The following is a 16,489-nucleotide window of genomic DNA, read 5'->3' as shown; positions in this document are numbered from 1 at the left end:
ATGTGCGGGATCGTCGGCTACATCGGCGGCCAGAACGCCGCCCCCATCCTCCTCGAGGGCCTGACCCGGCTCGAGTACCGCGGCTACGACTCCGCGGGCATCGCCGTCCTCGGCCCCAAGGACACCACGCAGGTCCACCGCGTCGTCGGCCGGGTCCGCAACCTCGCGGCCGCGCTGCCCAAGCGCCTCGCCGGGAAGGTCGGCATCGGGCACACGCGGTGGGCCACGCACGGGCCCGCGTCGGAGGACAACGCGCACCCGCACACGTCCGAAGACGGCCGCGTGTGCGTCGTCCACAACGGCATCATCGACAACGCCGACGCGCTGCGCGCCCAGCTCGCCGACGCCGGCGTGAAGCTCACCTCCGAGACCGACACCGAGGTCCTCGCCCACCTGATCGCACGGTCCGGCGCCGACACCCTCGAAGACGCCGTCGTCGAGGCGGTCTCGCGGATCACCGGCACGTACGCGATCGCCGTCACCGACTCCGCGCACCCGGACCGCCTCGTCATCGCCCGCAACGGCTCGCCGCTGATCATCGGCGTCGGCGAGCGCGAGATGTTCGTCGCCAGCGACCTCGCCGCCCTGGTCCGGCACACCTCGCAGGTCGCGCACCTCGACGACGGCGAGTTCGCGACCGTCTTCGCCACCGGCTACCGGACCTTCACCGTCGACGAGAGCGACACCACCAAGCCCGCCACCGAGATCGACATCGCCGCCGAAGACCTCGACCTCGGCGGCTACCCGCACTACATGGCCAAGGAGATCCAGGAGCAGCCCGAGTCCGTGGAGCGGATGATCCGCGGCCGCCTGGACCACCGGTTCGGCGTCGCCCGCCTCGACGGGCTCAACCTGACGCCGCGGGAGCTGCGCGGGTTCAGCCGCGTGAAGATCCTCGGCTGCGGCTCCGCCTACTACGTCGGCCAGATCGGCGCGACGATGATCGAAGAGCTGGCCCGGATCCCGGCCGACGCCGAAGCCGCGTCCGAGTTCCGCTACCGCAACCCGATCATCGAGGCCGACACGCTCTACATCGCGGTCAGCCAGTCCGGCGAGACGATCGACACCGCCTTCGCCGTCGAGGAGATCAAGCGCAAGGGCGGCCGGGTCGTGGGCCTGGTCAACGTCGTCGGCTCGACCATCGCCCGCGCCTGCGACGGCGGCGTCTACCTGCACGCCGGCCCGGAAATCGCGGTCGCCTCGACCAAGGCGCTGACGAACATGGCCGTCGGCTTCGCGCTGATCGCGCTGTCGCTCGGCCGCGTGCGCGATCTGTCCAATGCGGACGGACAGCGGATCATCGAGGCCATCCGCGCGCTCCCGGGCCAGATCCGGACGGTCCTGGCCACCGAGGACCGGATCGCCGAGCACGCCAAGGTCGCGGCCGCCGCGAACAGCCTGTTCTTCATCGGCCGCGTCCGCGGCTTCCCGGTGGCCCGCGAAGGCGCGCAGAAGTTCAAGGAGATCTCCTACCGCCACGCCGAGGCGTACCAGACGTCCGAGCTGAAGCACGGCCCGCTCGCGCTGATCGACGAGTCGCTCCCGACGGTCGCGATCGTGCCCGCCGACGAGCTGGCCGACCGCAACCTGGCCGCGATGCAGCAGATCCGCGCCCGCGGCGGGGCCGTCCTCGCGATCACGCACGACGACGTCGACTTCGGCGAGCTCGACGTCCCGCGGATCGTCGTGCCCCGGACCGAGCCGGAGCTCGACCCGATCCTGCTGACGATCCCGTTGCAGCTGCTCGCCTACCACGCCGCGCTGACCCTGGGCTACGACATCGACAAGCCGCGCAACCTCGCCAAGTCCGTCACGGTCGAGTGAGCCTCAGCCGACATCGCCGCCATGCCGGGACGCAGGGCGTTCATCCGCTTGGCGGTGAACCACTTCCCGAGGGCGCGCCGCCAGGTCAGGTGGGCCTCGCCGTGCTGCGGGAGGACGGTGGCCATCTCGCTGTTGAAGACCCCGCCGGACTCGGTGTCGGCGACCCGGGCGGCGTTGTCGGCCGGTGTGGGCCGGGTCCACCGCCGATCGGAGAGCACGCTCTTGACGTCGGCGTAGCGGGTGATCAGGGCGGCCTCGTCCCCGCTGGCCAGCTGCACGTGCGCGACGGGGCACTTCACCCGGAACTCCGCCCACTCGGCCGGCGGCGCCAGCGCGGTCTCCGCGTGGAACGGGAAGCGCGGCAGCTCGGCGTGGCTTTGCGTCATGTCGGACTCCTCGTTGGTGAATGACCCTGCGACGAGCATGGCGACGAAACCCGATTACGTCAAACGCTTGACTTAAATTCTGGTCCAGAGCGCCCCAATGTGGCGTTGGTTGCGTCTGACGCACCCAATGTGGCGTTCGGTGCGTCCCACGCACCGAACGCCACATTGGGGCGCTTTACTCGCGCTCGACCTTGCGGAGGCCGGCCTCGGGCGTCCACCACTCCACGACCAGCAGCGTCGCCTCCGGGTTCAGGTGCGTGTGCACCACCTCGGCGACGTCCACGCGGAAGCCCTCGCCCGTGTCGACCGCCCGGCCGGAGATCTTCGCCTCCCCCGGCCACTTCGCCTCTTCACCCTCGACCGGGTCCACCGTCGCGCTGTGCAGCGCCAGCCGGGGATCCCGCTGCAGATCCGCGCCCTTGCGGGCTTTCGGCATCGAGCCGAACGTCAGCTCGCCGCCGGCGAACTTCGTCTCGATGCCGGAGATCCGCGGTGACCCGTCGGCCCGCAGGGTCGCGATCGTCTTGTGCCGGTGCGCGTCGAACAACCCCTGCACGCGCCGGGCGAACTCCGGTTCCGCCGCTTCGAACTCACGCCACGCCGTCATGCGGTCATGATGTCAGCCACCGCGCGTGGACCGCCGCGGGTTTCCGGAACACCAGCCCCGACGCCGCGGCCGGCTCCGCCAGCGCGAGTCCCGGCAACCGGTCGAGCACGGTTTCCACGGCGATCCGCGTCTCCAGCCGGGCGAGGTCGGCGCCGAGGCAGAAGTGCGGGCCGTGCGCGAACGCCAGCTGCCTGCGCAGGTTCGGCCGGCGCGGGTCGAAGACGTCCGGGTCCGGGAACACCGCGGGATCGCGGTTGGCGGCGGTGAGCGACACCGTGACGAGGTCGCCCCGGGTGATCGACGCGCCCGCGAGCGAGACGTCGCGGGTCGCGTACCGGTCGACCACCGCCGCCGCGGGTTCGAGCCGCAGCGACTCTTCGATCGCCGCCGGGACCAGGGCCCGGTCCAGGGGCGCCGGCTCGCGCAGCAGGTGCAGCAGGACGTTGGCGATCATGCCCTCGGTCGTCTCGATGCCGCCGAACATCAGCACCGCCGCGTTCGACACGACCTCCGGCAGCGCCAGGGTTTCCGCCGCCTCGGTCAGCAGCGAGCGCCGGCCGACCGCACCCTCGATGTGCGCCCGCAGTTCACCGAACGCCTCACCACCCCGGGAACCCGGCGGACGGCCCGCCGAGATGTCGTCCACTGTGGACACGATCGCGTCGTACCAGGCCAGTACCCGCGCCGTGTCCGTGTCGTCCAGGCCCAGCGCGCCGGCCACCACCGCGACGGAGAGGGGCCCGGCCAGCGCGCGGCGCAGCTCCGCCCGCCCGGCCGCGGCGAACCCGTCGACCAGCCGGGCGCATTCGGCGCGGACGAACCCGGCGAACCGGTCCTCGATCTCCCGGGGCCGGAAGTGCCGGGCGAACGGCGTCCGGTGCCGGGTGTGCTCGCCGCCGTCCAGCGAGAGCATCGACGGGCCGACGACCCGCGCCGTCGAGAAGCGCGGGTCGTCCACGGTGAAGGCGGCCGCGTCGCGCATCACCCGCAGGGCGAGATCGTGCCGCGTGACCAGCCAGCCGTCCAGCTCCGGCAGCCACGCCACCGGCTCGGTCGCGCGGAGCCGGGCGAGCAGCGGGTACGGATCGGCGGTGAGCTGCTCGATCACGCCCGCAGCCCCGCGATGAGCAGCCCCACCAGGCGGCGCGCGTCGTAGTCCGGGTTGTCTTCCGCGCCGATGCACAGGTTGCCCACCCCGCGCATCAGCTCGAGGGGACGCACCCGCGCGGTCAGCCCGGCCGCTTCGAGCAGCTGCGCGCACACCGGGACGAGCCGCTCCAGGAAGTACGCGTGCAGCGTGTCGAAGCCGTCGCCCTGCAGGACACCGGCCAGCCCGTGCTTGGTCACCAGGAAGTCGACGAACAGGTCGATCCACTGGGCCAGCGCCGCGTGCGGGGAGTCCGAAGCCGCCAGCAACGCGGGCCCCGCCTCGGCGCAGGCCTCCACCTGGTGCCGGTAGACGGCGATGATCAGGTCCGCCCGCGTCGGGAAGTGGCGGTAGATCGTGCCCATCCCGACGCCGGCCTTCGCCGCGATGTCGCGCACCGGCGCGTCCACGCCCGACGCGACGAAGACCGCGGCCGCCGCGTCGAGGAGCGCCTTCTCGTTGCGCTGCGCGTCGGCTCGCTTGGGCTTGCCCATCACACCTCCCGGGGTTGCTAAACGGAACATTGCTCCGTATCGTTAGCGGAGCAATGTTCCGCTTGCCATCTTGTCACGGAGGCCACCGAAATGCAGTACCGCACCCTGGGCCGCACCGGCGTCCAGGTCAGCTCCCTCGCGCTCGGCGCGATGAACTTCGGCGCGATCGGGCGCACCACCCAGGACGAGGCCACCGCCATCGTCGACGCCGCACTCGAAGGCGGGGTCAACCTCGTCGACACCGCCGACATGTACGGCCGGGGCGAGTCCGAGGAGATGGTCGGCAAGGCCATCGCCGGCCGCCGCGACGACCTCGTCCTGGCCACAAAGGCGACCATGCCGATGGGCGACGAGCGCAACCACCGGGGCAGCTCGCGCCGCTGGCTGGTCCGGGCGCTCGACGACAGCCTGCGGCGCTTGGACGTCGACCACGTCGACCTCTACCAGGTCCACCGCTGGGACCCCGCCACGAGCGACGAGGAAACGCTTTCCGCGCTGACCGACCTGCAGCGCGCGGGCAAGATCCGCTACTTCGGCTCGTCGACGTTCCCGGCCTACCGGATCGTGCAGGCCCAGTGGGCCGCGCGGGAAAACCACCTGGGCCGGTACGTCACCGAGCAGCCCAGCTACTCGATCCTGCAACGCGGCGTCGAGACCCACGTCCTGCCCGTGACGCAGGAGTACGGCCTCGGCGTGCTGGCCTGGAGTCCGCTGGCCTCCGGCTGGCTGTCGGGCGCGGTCCGCGCCGGCCGGGAGATCACGACCAACCGTTCGCAGGTCCTGCCGCAGCGCTTCGACCTCACCGACCCCGCCAACCGCGCCCGCCTCGACGCCGTCGAGAAGCTCGCCAAGCTCGCCGACCAGGCGGCCCTTTCGCTGATCCAGCTGGCGCTCGGCTTCGTGACCGCGCACCCGGCCGTGACCAGCGCGCTCATCGGCCCCCGCACGCTCGGCCACCTCGAGTCGCAGCTGGCGGCCGCCGACACGGTGCTGCCCGCCGACGTGCTCGACGAGATCGACGCCGTCGTCGCTCCTGGCGTCGACCTGGCCGCGCACGAGAAGCTCGACACCCCGCCCGCCCTGCTCGACCCGTCCCTCCGGAGGCGTTGATGACCCCCAGTTTCGGCATCCTGACCGCGCCGATGAACGTCGGCTACGACGAGATCCTGCGGGTCTGGCGCGAAGCCGACACCGTCCCGGAGATCGAGCACGCGTGGCTGTTCGACCACCTCATGCCGATCGGCGGCGACCCGGACGGCCCGATCTTCGAAGGCTGGACGCTGCTCGCGGCGCTGGCCGCGCAGACGCGGCGGATGCGCCTCGGCCTGCTCGTCACCAGCAACCGCTTCCGGCCGCCCGCGATGCTGGCGAAGATCGCGACGACCGTCGACATCGTGTCGGGCGGGCGCCTCGACTTCGGCATCGGCGCCGGCTCGCGCCCGAGCCACCCGCTGGCCCGCCGGGAGTACGACGGTCACGGCCTGCCCTACCACTCCCAGGACGACGCCGTCGCCGCGCTCGCCGAGGCCTGCACGGTGATCCGTCGCTTGTGGACGGAAGATGAGCCGTTCGACTTCGAAGGCGAGCACGTCGAGCTGAAAGGGGCGTTCGGCAACCCCAAGCCGGTGCAGCGCCCGCACCCGCCGATCATGATCGGCGGCCGGGCGAGCGCGACGCTGCGCGTGGTCGCCGAGCACGCCGACCTGTGGAACATCCCCGGCGGCGGCGACATCGAGGACCTCGCCGCCCGCAGCAGGCTGCTCGACCGGTACTGCGCCGAAATCGGCCGCGACCCCCAGGAGATCACCCGCTCGATCTTCCTGCCGGTCGACTACGACAAGCCCGCGCTCACGAAGGAAAAGATCGCCGAGGCCGCCGGCGCCGGGTTCGGGCACATCGTCCTCGGCCTGGCGAACCCGTACCCTGACGGCGTCGTGCGGTGGGTCGCCGACGAGCTGATCCGCAGCTGGTCGTGAGTGAGAAACAGGGTTAGAACACTGTTTCTCACTCACGACCCTACTTGTCGGCTCCTTCGTAGGTGCCCTGGGTGAACCGGCGCGAGAACACGAAGTACACCACCGCCACCGGCACCGTCATCAGCAGCGCCGCGGCGAGCTTCAGCGGGAACTGGTTGCCCTGGCCGAGCTGGCCGGACACCAGCGTCGCCACCCCGGAGGTCAGCGTGTTCAGCGCCGGGTCCTGCCGCGACACGATGAAGTGCGGCAGCTCGTTCCAGGATCCCTGGAACGACAGGATGGTCACGGTGATCAGCGCGGGTTTCGACATCGGCAGCACCACCGACCAGAACGTGCGCAGCGGGCCGGCGCCGTCGATGCGCGCGGCCTCCTCCACGCTCACCGGCACGGTCTCGAAGAACTGCTTCATGATGAACACGCCGGCGCCGTCGACGAGCAGCGGGACGATCATCCCCGCGTAGCTGTCGTACATGCCGAGCTGGTTCAGCACCAGGAACTTCGGGATCAGCAGCACCACGCTCGGAACGGCGATGACCGCCAGGACGGCGCCGAAGACCGCGCGACGGCCGCGGAAGCGCAGCCGGGCCAGTGCGTACCCCGCGAGCGAGTCGAACACGACCCGCCCGACGGTGATCGCCACCGAGACGAACACCGAGTTCGCCGCCCAGCGCGGGAAGTCCTGCTCGGCGAGCGTCCGGAACACCGAGAACGACCAGTCCCGCGGCCAGGGCAGGAGCGGGTTCGCGGTGGCGTCGGCGTCGGTCTTGAACGCCGTCGCGAGCTGGATGAGGAAGGGGTAGATGTACAGCGCCGCGACCAGCACGAGCACCGCGTAGCCCAGCCAACGGCGCTTCATCGGCGCTCCCGCAGGGCCCAGCGCTGCACCAGCGTGAAGGCCACGATCACCACGAACAGGAGGAACGCGATCGCCGCGCCCTGGCCCCACTGGTGGCCGATGAACGACGACGAGTACGACAGGTACGCCGGGGTGAGCGTGGTGTTGGCGGGGTTGCCGCGGCTGAGCACGTACACCTGGTCGAAGACCTGCCAGGTGCCGATCAGGCCGAGGGTGAGCACCAGGAACAGCGTCGGGCGCAGCTGCGGCAGCGTGACGCGCCAGAAGCGCTGCCACGCCGTGGCGCCGTCGATGAGAGCGGCCTCGTCGACGGACGGCGGCAGGTTCTGCAGCGCCGCGTAGAACATCAGCATGAACCCCCCGGTGGAGGTCCAGACGACGAGCACGATGATCGAGCACATCGCCACGCTCGGGCCGGAGAGCCAGTCCCACCAGGACAGCCCGAGGAAACCGTGGCCCACCAGGGCGGACGGCGGGTTCGCCGGGTCGCCGAGCGCGAGGTGGAAGATGCCGCGCGGGTCGGCGAACCAGCTCGGGCCGTCCACTCCGAACAGTTTCAGCGCGGCGTTCACCGTGCCGGTGCTGGAGAAGAGGAACAGGAACACCACGGAGATCGCGACCGAGCTGGTCACCGTCGGGAAGTAGAACGCGGTCCGGAAGAACTGGCGGCCCTTCAGCTTCTTCTGGTGCAGGACCAGCGCGAGGAACAACGCGAACGCCGTCTGCAGCGGCACCACGAAGAGCACGAAGTAGCCGTTGTTCCGGACGCTGGTGGCGAAGTTCTGCCGGGTCAGCCCGGGTTCGGTGAGCAGGGCGGCGTAGTTGTCCCCGCCGACGGAGTTCACCCGCGAGGAGAACGGGCTGCCGTTGCCGGTCCAGTCGCTGACGCTCACCCAGAGCGCCATCAGGATCGGCAGCACCATGAACAGGCCGAGCACGATCAGCGTCGGGGCGAGGAACAGCCAGCCGGCCCGGCCGTCGCGCCGGAGGGGGCGGCGGCCCCGGGTGCCGCGCAGGGGTGCGGTACCCGGGGCCACCGGCTCGGTGAGCAGCGTGCCCATGGCGTCACTGCCCCAGCGCGGCCGCGGTGTTCTGCTGCAGCTGCTGCAGGATCCGCTTCGGGTCGGCGCCCGGCAGCTGCTGCAGCTGGGCGTCGAAGTCGGTCAGCACCGGGTCCATCTTGCCCAGGGTCACCGGGCCGTGCGCGTGGTCGGCGCCGGCGACGAACGCCGACTGGGCCGGGAACTTCTGCTCGTACTGCGCTCGCACGGACTGCCGCGACGGGATCACGCCGAACGCCTCGGCGAACGCGAGCTGCTGCTGCGGCTGCATGAACGAGTCGACGAGCTGCTTGGCCTGCTCCTGGAACTTGCTCTTGGCCGCGATGCCCCAGCACTGCGTGAACGACAGCGTCCCGGGCCCGGCCGGACCGGCGGGCAGCGCGACGACGCGGTACTTGACGTTCGGGTAGTCCTTCTTCATACCGCCGACCAGCCAGTTGCCGTCGATGCTCAGCGACGCCTTGTGCTGGCCGAACGCCTCGCTGGAGTCGCCGGCCCCGATCTGCTTCGGGTACTTCGCGGTGCCGGAAGCGAGGAGGTCGCGGACGTAGGTCAGGGCCTGGAGGTTCTGCGGGGTGTCCGCGGTGGCCTTCTTCTGGTCGGCGTCGACCGCCCAGCCGCCGGCCTGCACCAGGAACGCGCCGATCCGGTCGCGGGTGTCGTTGAAGACCAGCCCCGTACGGCCGCCGGTGGTCAGCTTCTGCGCGACGGTCTTCAGCTGGTCCCACGTCTTCGGGACGTCGTTGTCGGTGAGCCCGGCCGCCGTCCAGTCGTCGGTGTTGATCGCCAGCGCCAGCGTCGAGAAGTCCTTGGGGGCGCAGTACAGCTTGCCGTCCCGGGTGAAGGTCTTCCTCAGCGTCGGATAGATGTCGTCCTTGTAGGACAGCGCGTCCCCGTACGGGAGCATCTCGGCGGCGTAGCCCTCGAACTTGGTGGCGTCCACGGCGAAGACGTCCGGCGGGCTGCCCGCGGCGAAGCCCTGGCTCAGCTGCTGCGGGAGGTCGTTGGCGCTCACGACCTCGGCCTTAGAGCCACCGCCGGCGGAGCTCCAGGCCGCGGCGGCGTCCTGCATCGCCTTGAGCTCGGCGCCGCCGCTCGCGGCGATCATCACCTTGAGCGTGGCGGGCCCGGCCTGCTGGGTCGCGGGCCGGGCCGAGTCGTCGAAGCCACTGCCGCAGGCGGAAAGCGGGAGCAGCAGGCCGGCCGCCGCGAAGGCGGCCACAGTTCGGCGGGGAAGCATCGATCCTCCTTGATCGCGCGGGGACTGCGGGTTCAGGTCGTGCGCAGCACGAGGTGCGGGGTGAAGAGGGTGGTCGCGGGTTCGGCGGGGGCTTCGCCGCGCAGGATCCCGCGCAGCTGCCGGACGCACTCGGCGGCGACATCGGCGATCGGCTGCGCGACGCTGCTCAGGCCGAGCACGGAGGCGGTGGGGGTGTCGTCGAAGCCGATGACGGCGGCGTCGGCGCCGGGGCGGATGCCGCGATCGCGCAGTTCGGCGGTGACGCCGAGGGCGAGCGAGTCGCTGGCGCAGACGAACGCGGTGGGCGCGCCGGTGCCGGGCAGGAACGGGTCCCCGGCCGGCCCGCCGGCGTCCAGCAGCCGGGCCGCGGCCGAGCGGCCGCCCTCCACCCCGTCGAACACCGCGACCTGCGGACCTGCGCCGAGACCGGCCGCGGCCAGCCCCGCCGCCCAGCCCGCGCGGCGGTCGTCGCCGCTGCCCGAGCCCTCCGGCCAGCCCACGAACGCGATCCGGCGGTGCCCCTGGCGCACGAGGTGATCCGTGGCCAGCCGGGTTCCCGCCGCGCCGTCGACGTCGACCCACGGGTGCGTGTCCTCTACACCCCAGGGCCGGCCGAACGACACGAACGGCAGCTCGCGCTCGAGCAGCCAGCGGGTGCGCAGGTCGTCGTGGTGGGTGCTGGTCAGCACGAAGCCGTCGATCCCGACGGAGGCGATGAGGTCGGCGTAGGCGCGGGTCTCGGCTTCGTCGTCGGCCGCGGTGAAGAGCATGATCCGGTGGTCGTAGCGCTCGGCCGTCGCGGTGAGCGAGTGCAGGAACTGGTCGAGCACGACGCCGCTGACGCCGTTGCCCGACGGCGGGATGCACAGCCCGATGATCTGCGACCGCGTGGTGCGCATCTGCCGGGCCGCGGTGTTCGGGCGGTAGCCCAGCTTCTCGATGGCGGCCTGGACGCGCTCCCGCGTCTCCGGGCTGACCACCTCGGGCGAGTTGATCACGTTGGACACGGTCTGGCGCGACACCGCGGCCGCTTCGGCCACCGAGTTCAGCGTGGGCCGTCCCATTTCGCCTCCGTTTTGAACGTTCAACTGGCGGCAACTCTGAACCCGTGGCGCTGAGCTGTCAAGACCACGAATGCAGTTGACATTCTGTGTTTTGATCGATCCAATCATAGTCATGGCCGACCTCCAGCCCCTGCTCCACGACCTCGCGATCGCCCTGCACGCCCCGACCGTCGTCCTGTCCGGCCGCGACGGGCAGATCCGCGGCGGCGGGACGCAGGGCCTCCTTCACGGAGATCTCCGGCTGCTCAGCGAAGCCGTGGTGACGGTCGACGGCCACGAGCCGGAGCCCATCGGGAGCGACGAGCCGGGCGCCGACCGCGCGCGGTTCACCGGGCTGCTGCGCCCGCTCGGCGGCCCAGGCCCCGACCCGACGGTGTGGCTGCGCCGCGAGCGCCACGTCACGGGGTCGGGGATGACCGAAGAGCTTTCGCTCGTCTCGACCGACGGGGTGACCCGCCGCTGCGTCGTGGAAGTGGTGCTGGCGGCCGACTTCGCGCCGATCGACGAGATCAAGTCGGGCGGCCGCCGCGCCCCGGTGGCGCCCGGCGGCACCCGGTGGGCCGCGGACTCGGCCGTTTCCGAGGTGACGGCCGAGGGTGCCGAAGTCGTCGCCGACGGCCCCCGCCTCCGGCTGCGCTGGCCGGTCACGCTGGCCGGCACCACGACTTTGCGCTGGTCACTGGCGGTGTCCGACGAGCGGGCCCTGTTCGTGCCGGCCGGCACCCGGCTGTCGCGGCCGGAGGTGCACGCCGACGACCGCCGGTTCACCGCGTTGCTCGGCCGCGCCCTCGACGACCTCGACGGCCTCCTGCTCGCCGAGCCCGAGCACCCCGGCGACGCGTTCGCCGGTGCCGGCGCGCCCTGGTTCCTCACGCTGTTCGGGCGCGACAGCCTTTGGGCCGCGCGGCTGGCGTTGCCGCTGTCGGTGGACCTGGCGGGCGGCACGCTCCGGACGCTCGCCCGGGCGCAGGGCACCCGGCACGACCCGGAGACGGGCGAGGCGCCGGGCAAGATCCTGCACGAGCGGCGCCGCGACGGCTTCGAGACGGCCCTCGGCGCGTCGCTGCCCGCCGAGTACTACGGGACCGTCGACGCGACCGCGTTGTGGGTCTGCCTGCTGCACGACGCCTGGCGCTGGGGCCTGCCCGAAGACGAGGTCCGCGACCTGCTGCCGACGCTGCGGTTCGCGTTGTCCTGGATCACCGGCGCCGCGGACTCCGACGGCGACGGGTTCGCCGAGTACCGCGACGAGAGCGGGCACGGCCTGGCCAACCAGGGGTGGAAGGACTCCGGGGACGCCGTCCGCTTCCGCGACGGCGAGCAGGCGAAACCGCCGATCGCCCTGGGGAAGTCCAGGCGTACCAGCACGAAGCCGTCGTGCGCGCAGCTTCCTTGCTGACAGCTCTCGGCGAGCCCGCCGACGGTCTTGCCGAGTGGGCTTCGGCGTTGCGGACCCGCTTCCGCGACCGGTTCTGGGTGTCCACTTCGGACGGCCACTACCCGGCCCTGGCCCTGGACGGCGACAAGCGGCCGGTGGACGCCCTGACGAGCAACATCGGCCACCTCCTCGGCACCGGCCTGCTGTCCGGTCCGGAGAGCTCGGAGATCGGGGCCCTGCTGCTGGGCCCGTCGCTGGCGTCCGGGTTCGGCCTGCGCACGATGAGTTCGTCCTCGGGCGGCTATTCGCCGCTGAGCTACCACTGCGGCTCGGTCTGGCCGCACGACACGGCGATCGTCGTCCGGGGCCTGCAGCGGTCGGGGCAGGGTTCGCGCGCGGCTTCCTTGGCGACACAACTGCTTTCGGCCGCTCCGGCGTTCGATTACCGGTTGCCCGAGCTGTTCTCCGGCCACGACCTCGCGGAGACGTCGTCGCCGCTCCCCTACCCGGCGTCGTGCCGCCCGCAGGCGTGGTCGGCGGCGGCCGCGGTGAGCCTGCTCGTGGCGTTCCTCGGCCTGGACGTCGACGTCCCCGCCGGGACGGTCACCCTGGACCCGCCCCGGCCGAGCCCGGTCGGGGCGCTGCGGGTCCGAGGCCTGCCGCTGGCCGGGTCCACTGTGGACATCACGATCGACGCTGCCGGCGAAGTGACGGAAGTGCGGCTGCCGCCGGGGTTCTCACTCCTTCCGGAACAGCGCCACGAGTAGGAACGGCACACCGAACCGGCCGGTGTCCGCCTTCATCGGGCGCAGCTCGACCTCGGTGTAGCCGTCGAACAGCCGGCGCAGCTCGTCCGGCGTGTACGCGAGGCCGCCGTGGAGGCTGCCGTCGCGGTAGAGCTGCGCGTCCGGGAGCTCGGTGCCGGAGCCGGGATCGCCGGTGCCCGCGGCGAAGCAGGCGAGGCCGAAGTGGCCGCCCGGTTTCAGGTGGCGGTCCAGCAGGGCCAGGTAGCTGATCCGCCGGTGCGGCGCGAGGTGGTGCAGGCAGCCCGAGTCGTAGACCAGGTCGTACGTCTCGTGGGGCAGGTCCACGGCGAAGATGTCGGCCTGGTGGAAGCGCACGCCGGTACCGCGTTCGGCCGCCCAGGCGAGCGCGGCCGGCGAGCGGTCGACCGCGTCCACGTCGTAGCCCGCCGCCTTGAGCCGGAAGGCGTTGCGGCCGGGCCCGCAGCCCAGCTCCAGGGCGCGGCCGCCGGTCAGCGGCCCCTCGCGGAGCCAGGCGTCGAGGTTCTCGTCGGGCTGGTCGGCGAAGAACGGGACGGGGTGGTCACGATCCTCGTAGAAGCCGTCCCACTCGATGTCCCGGAAGAAGCCGTCCAACATCCGCAGCAAGTCGTCGACCGACCGGATGTCCCGGTTCACGCTTCGACGCGCTCTCGCACGGCCTCGAGTTCCCGGTCGACGACCGCCATCTGCGCGTCGACGGCCGCCGGTTCGGTTCCCTCGGGGAAGAAGAGGCTGAAGATCAGCTCGGCGCCGGTCAGGTTGGGCACCACGCGCGCGAAGAGGCCGAGGTTCGGGGCGTCCGGACTGACGAAGTCGACGACGCCCTGCTCCTTCGCGGCCTTGACCGCGACGTGCCGCGGGCCGCGTTCGTCGGGGATGCGCCAGACGTCGCCGTGGTCGTGCTCGACGGCCGGGGCGAAGCCCGGCGCCCACTCGGGGAGGTGGCGGGCGTCGGCGAGGTAGGCGAAGACCCGCTCGGGCGGGGTGGCCAGGGAGATGGTGCGCGTCTCGGCGCGTCCCGGTTCGAATGATGTCATGAGGTAAACGATACGCAGCTGCGTATGATATGTCCACGCGTAAGATCTGGCCGGTGACCAAGGATCTCGGGGCGTTGTGCGCCGGAGCGGCCCGCGCACTGGCCGAGGCCGAACGCCCGGTGCTGGAGGAGCACGGCCTCTCGATGTGGCAGTACGTGGTGCTGTCGGCGCTCTCCCCGGGGGCGGCCCCCAGTCAGCTGGCGCTGGCCCAGCAGATCCACTACGACAAGACGCGGTTGATCGCGCTGCTGGACGGGCTGGTCGAGGAGGGGCTGGTGAGCCGTTCGCCGGATCCGTCGGACCGCCGGGCCCGGGTGGTCCGGCTGACGGAACCCGGGATCCGGCGGCACGCGGCGGTGCGGGACGCGATCCGGGTGGTGGAGGAGCGGCTGCTGGCGGGGTTGAGCCCGGAGGAGCGGCGGGGGCTGCGGACGGGGCTGGCCCACCTGGCCCAGCCGGACTGACCCGGTGTCGCGCGCCTGAGGTTCGTCGACGGGTGAAGTGGGTGGTCTGCCGTGGCTCGTCGTGAGTGGGAAACGGGTTCCAACCCTGTTTCCCACTCACGACCCGGGGCGCGAGACCGGCGGGTGGCGGACCGAGCCCGCCACCCGCGTCGCCGTCAGCCCACCGAGCAGACGGTTCCGTTCAGCCGGAACGCCGTCGGCAGGATGTTCGGCCCGCCGTAGTCCGCGACGAACCCGACATCCGCTCCGCCCGCCAGCGACCCCGACGACGTCACCTTCACCGCGGCACCCTCCTGCGTCCACGTCCCGTTCCAGCCGCTGGTGATCCGCTGCCGCGCGGTCGGCCACGTGAACGTCAACGTCCAGTCGGTCGTCGGATCGGTGGAGACCACGTGGATCCCGCCCACGAACCCGCTCGCCCAGTCGTTCACGTCCGTCAGCCGGACCGTGCAACTGCTCGCGGCAGGCGCTCCGGTCGTGAGAGTCAACGGCGGTGAAGCCCACGACACGTTCCCCGCCGCGTCTCGCGCCAGCACGTTCACCGTGTAGCGCGTGCCCGGGAGCAGGTTCCCGGCCGTCAACGATGTTCCCGTCGTCTCGCCCCACTGCTCGCTGACCACGCCCGCCTGCCGGTACACCTCGTACTTCACGCCGGGCGCCGACGCGGGCCAGCTGATCGTGGCCGTCGTGTCGGTCGTCGTCGCGGTCGGCTGGCCGGGCGCCGCCAAGGCGGCCGGGGCCGAGTGCAGCACCACCGTCGTCAGCGAGTACGGCGGGAGCGTCCGGTCCCACGAAGACGCGTGGCTGATCGACGTCGCGCCGTTCGTGAACGTGAAGACGTCGGAGACGGAAGAAGACGGGTAACCCGCGTAGTCCAGGGTCACCGCGCGGGCCTGCGAAGGATCCTTGTTGACCATCAGGACCGCGAGGTCCCCGCCCGGACGGCGCACCGCGTGCACGTCGAGCAGCGGGTCGTCCGCGCCGGCCCGCACGAACTGGTCGCCCGGCCGCGCGAACGTGCTCAGCATCTTCAGCCCGTAGTAGGGCGCGAACGGCGTGTTGAGCGCGGGCTCGCACCCGCCGTCGAGGCAGGTCGCGCTGGACAGCAGGCCGAAGTCGCCGTAGTCCGGATAACCGGCCACTGTGGACAGTGCGGTCGCGCCGTTGTGCGTGTCCCACCAGTCGACCGTGAACACGCCGTTCTCCAGCAGGGACGCGTACGCCTCGGCCGCGAACAGCGCGCCCGGCTGGGTGTTCATGCCGACCGGCGTGTTCGTTTCGGTCAGGGCGATGCCGAGCGGCCGGCCCGCGTACTGCGTGATCTGCTCGCGCGCCAGGTAGATCATGTCGTCCACCTGCTCGGTCTTCGTGAGCGCCTCCGCGGCCGTCGACCCGCTCGGGTACCAGTGCAGCACGGCGAAGTCGACGTGCGGGCCCGCGATCGACAGCACCGTCCGGTTCCACGTGCCGGTGTCCCCCGCCGCGACGATGCCGTCCGGCCAGTTCCCCGGCGTCGTGAGCACCACGCCGATCTTCACCGACGGGTCGACGGCCTTCATCGCGTCGGCGTAGGCCACGACCCCCGCGGCGTACGCGGCCGGGCTCTTGTCCGCGTGGTTGTCGGCCTCCCAGTTCGCGCCGTAGTGGCCGTTGCCGTAGAGCTCGTTGCCGATCTCCCAGTACCGGACGCCGTAGCCCTTCGTGACGTTGGCGTACCGCACCCAGTCGGCGGCTTCCTGCGGCGTCCCGGTGCCGTAGTTGGCGATGACGATCGGCTGGGCACCGGCCCGCCGGACGCCGCCCATGAACGTGTCGAAGTCCGTGCCGGGTGCCACGTAGCCGCCCGGCGCGGTGTTGTCCTTCCAGTGGTAGATGTCGCCGTAGGAGCCACCGGGGTAGCGCATCGTGCGGACCCCGGCGCCGCCGAGCAGGTCGGCCACGGCATCGGTGCCGAGCTGGCTGTCCCACACCGCGTGGTTGACGCCGAGGGCGGTGTCCGGCACGGTGGCCAGCCCCGCTCGCGCGTTGACCGTCACGGTCGCTTCGGGCGGGGTCGCCGCCGCGGCCGCCGGCACGGCCGCCGCGAGCACGGCGGCCACCGGCCACGCGGCCCAGCGCAGACGTCGAGCTGTCATGGATGTCCATCCTCACTCGTCGAGACGTACGGATG

Annotated in this window: 16 protein-coding genes and 1 pseudogene; 6 read left to right on the top strand and 11 right to left on the bottom strand. The window is 71.8% G+C overall.

Annotation, left to right across the window (positions count from 1 at the left end; translation table 11 throughout):
- Positions 1–1,824, top strand: coding sequence for a glutamine--fructose-6-phosphate transaminase (isomerizing) (gene glmS / locus QRX60_RS22730; protein WP_286002782.1), 1,824 nt, complete (start codon positions 1–3; stop codon positions 1,822–1,824).
- 2 nt (positions 1,825–1,826) lie between these two features.
- Here glmS and QRX60_RS22725 read toward each other — a convergent pair.
- From QRX60_RS22725 to QRX60_RS22710, 4 genes and pseudogenes are all read right to left on the bottom strand, one after another.
- A pseudogene (locus QRX60_RS22725) lies at positions 1,827–2,210 on the bottom strand (cytochrome P450); the annotation flags it as partial.
- A 175-nt stretch (positions 2,211–2,385) separates the two neighbouring features.
- Positions 2,386–2,817 (bottom strand): pyridoxamine 5'-phosphate oxidase family protein, encoded by a 432-nt coding sequence (locus QRX60_RS22720; RefSeq protein WP_286002781.1) that lies wholly within the window; start codon positions 2,815–2,817, stop codon positions 2,386–2,388.
- 4 nt (positions 2,818–2,821) lie between these two features.
- Positions 2,822–3,925, bottom strand: a complete 1,104-nt coding sequence (locus QRX60_RS22715; RefSeq protein WP_286002780.1) for a cytochrome P450 — start codon at positions 3,923–3,925, stop codon at positions 2,822–2,824.
- Positions 3,922–4,458, bottom strand: a complete 537-nt coding sequence (locus tag QRX60_RS22710) for a TetR/AcrR family transcriptional regulator (RefSeq protein WP_286002779.1) — start codon at positions 4,456–4,458, stop codon at positions 3,922–3,924. The genes QRX60_RS22715 and QRX60_RS22710 overlap by 4 nt, the downstream gene beginning before the upstream one ends.
- A 90-nt stretch (positions 4,459–4,548) precedes the next feature.
- Between QRX60_RS22710 and QRX60_RS22705 the strand changes: the two genes are divergently transcribed.
- Positions 4,549–5,568, top strand: coding sequence for an aldo/keto reductase (locus QRX60_RS22705; protein WP_286002778.1), 1,020 nt, complete (start codon positions 4,549–4,551; stop codon positions 5,566–5,568).
- Positions 5,568–6,434, top strand: coding sequence for an LLM class flavin-dependent oxidoreductase (locus QRX60_RS22700; protein WP_286002777.1), 867 nt, complete (start codon positions 5,568–5,570; stop codon positions 6,432–6,434). The genes QRX60_RS22705 and QRX60_RS22700 overlap by 1 nt, the downstream gene beginning before the upstream one ends.
- Positions 6,435–6,474: 40 nt before the next feature.
- Here QRX60_RS22700 and QRX60_RS22695 read toward each other — a convergent pair whose 3' ends face one another.
- The 4 genes from QRX60_RS22695 to QRX60_RS22680 are packed head-to-tail and all read right to left on the bottom strand — an operon-like array spanning position 6,475 to position 10,655.
- Positions 6,475–7,290, bottom strand: a complete 816-nt coding sequence (locus QRX60_RS22695; RefSeq protein ID WP_286002776.1) for a carbohydrate ABC transporter permease — start codon at positions 7,288–7,290, stop codon at positions 6,475–6,477.
- A complete protein-coding gene (locus QRX60_RS22690; protein ID WP_286002775.1) occupies positions 7,287–8,351 on the bottom strand; it encodes a carbohydrate ABC transporter permease in 1,065 nt (354 codons plus the stop codon). The genes QRX60_RS22695 and QRX60_RS22690 overlap by 4 nt, the downstream gene beginning before the upstream one ends.
- A 4-nt stretch (positions 8,352–8,355) precedes the next feature.
- Positions 8,356–9,591 carry a sugar ABC transporter substrate-binding protein gene (locus tag QRX60_RS22685; RefSeq protein WP_286002774.1) on the bottom strand — a complete coding sequence of 412 codons (1,236 nt, stop codon included), beginning with the start codon at positions 9,589–9,591 and terminating at the stop codon, positions 8,356–8,358.
- Between the two features lie 32 nt (positions 9,592–9,623).
- A complete protein-coding gene (locus QRX60_RS22680; protein ID WP_286002773.1) occupies positions 9,624–10,655 on the bottom strand; it encodes a LacI family DNA-binding transcriptional regulator in 1,032 nt (343 codons plus the stop codon).
- 112 nt (positions 10,656–10,767) lie between these two features.
- Between QRX60_RS22680 and QRX60_RS22675 the strand changes: the two genes are divergently transcribed.
- Entirely contained in the window at positions 10,768–12,054 is a 1,287-nt protein-coding gene (locus QRX60_RS22675) for an amylo-alpha-1,6-glucosidase (protein WP_286002772.1), read from the top strand.
- On the top strand, positions 12,033–12,800 hold the full coding sequence (locus tag QRX60_RS22670) for an amylo-alpha-1,6-glucosidase (RefSeq protein ID WP_286002771.1): 768 nt from the start codon (positions 12,033–12,035) through the stop codon (positions 12,798–12,800). Before QRX60_RS22675 ends, QRX60_RS22670 begins: the two co-directional genes overlap by 22 nt.
- Here QRX60_RS22670 and QRX60_RS22665 read toward each other — a convergent pair.
- The gene (locus QRX60_RS22665) at positions 12,771–13,454 is read right to left on the bottom strand and encodes a class I SAM-dependent methyltransferase (RefSeq protein WP_286002770.1); all 684 of its coding nucleotides are present in this window, start codon (positions 13,452–13,454) and stop codon (positions 12,771–12,773) included. The two genes, QRX60_RS22670 and QRX60_RS22665, sit on opposite strands and share 30 nt — an antisense overlap.
- Entirely contained in the window at positions 13,451–13,855 is a 405-nt protein-coding gene (locus QRX60_RS22660; RefSeq protein WP_286002769.1) for a hypothetical protein, read from the bottom strand. The genes QRX60_RS22665 and QRX60_RS22660 overlap by 4 nt, the downstream gene beginning before the upstream one ends.
- Positions 13,856–13,908: 53 nt before the next feature.
- Between QRX60_RS22660 and QRX60_RS22655 the strand changes: the two genes are divergently transcribed.
- Positions 13,909–14,319: a MarR family winged helix-turn-helix transcriptional regulator gene (locus tag QRX60_RS22655; protein WP_286002768.1), complete on the top strand. Its 411-nt coding sequence runs from the start codon at positions 13,909–13,911 to the stop codon at positions 14,317–14,319.
- Positions 14,320–14,474: 155 nt separating this feature from the next.
- Here the strand turns inward: QRX60_RS22655 and QRX60_RS22650 are convergent, their stop codons facing one another.
- On the bottom strand, positions 14,475–16,454 hold the full coding sequence (locus QRX60_RS22650) for a cellulose binding domain-containing protein (protein WP_286002767.1): 1,980 nt from the start codon (positions 16,452–16,454) through the stop codon (positions 14,475–14,477).
- Positions 16,455–16,489 lie beyond the last annotated feature (35 nt).

Origin of the sequence: Amycolatopsis mongoliensis (genome assembly GCF_030285665.1) — a bacterium.
GTDB classification, from domain to species: domain Bacteria; phylum Actinomycetota; class Actinomycetes; order Mycobacteriales; family Pseudonocardiaceae; genus Amycolatopsis; species Amycolatopsis mongoliensis.
The sequence above is the reverse complement of the archived record's forward strand: the minus strand, read 5'-3'. Positions and strand labels throughout refer to the sequence as shown.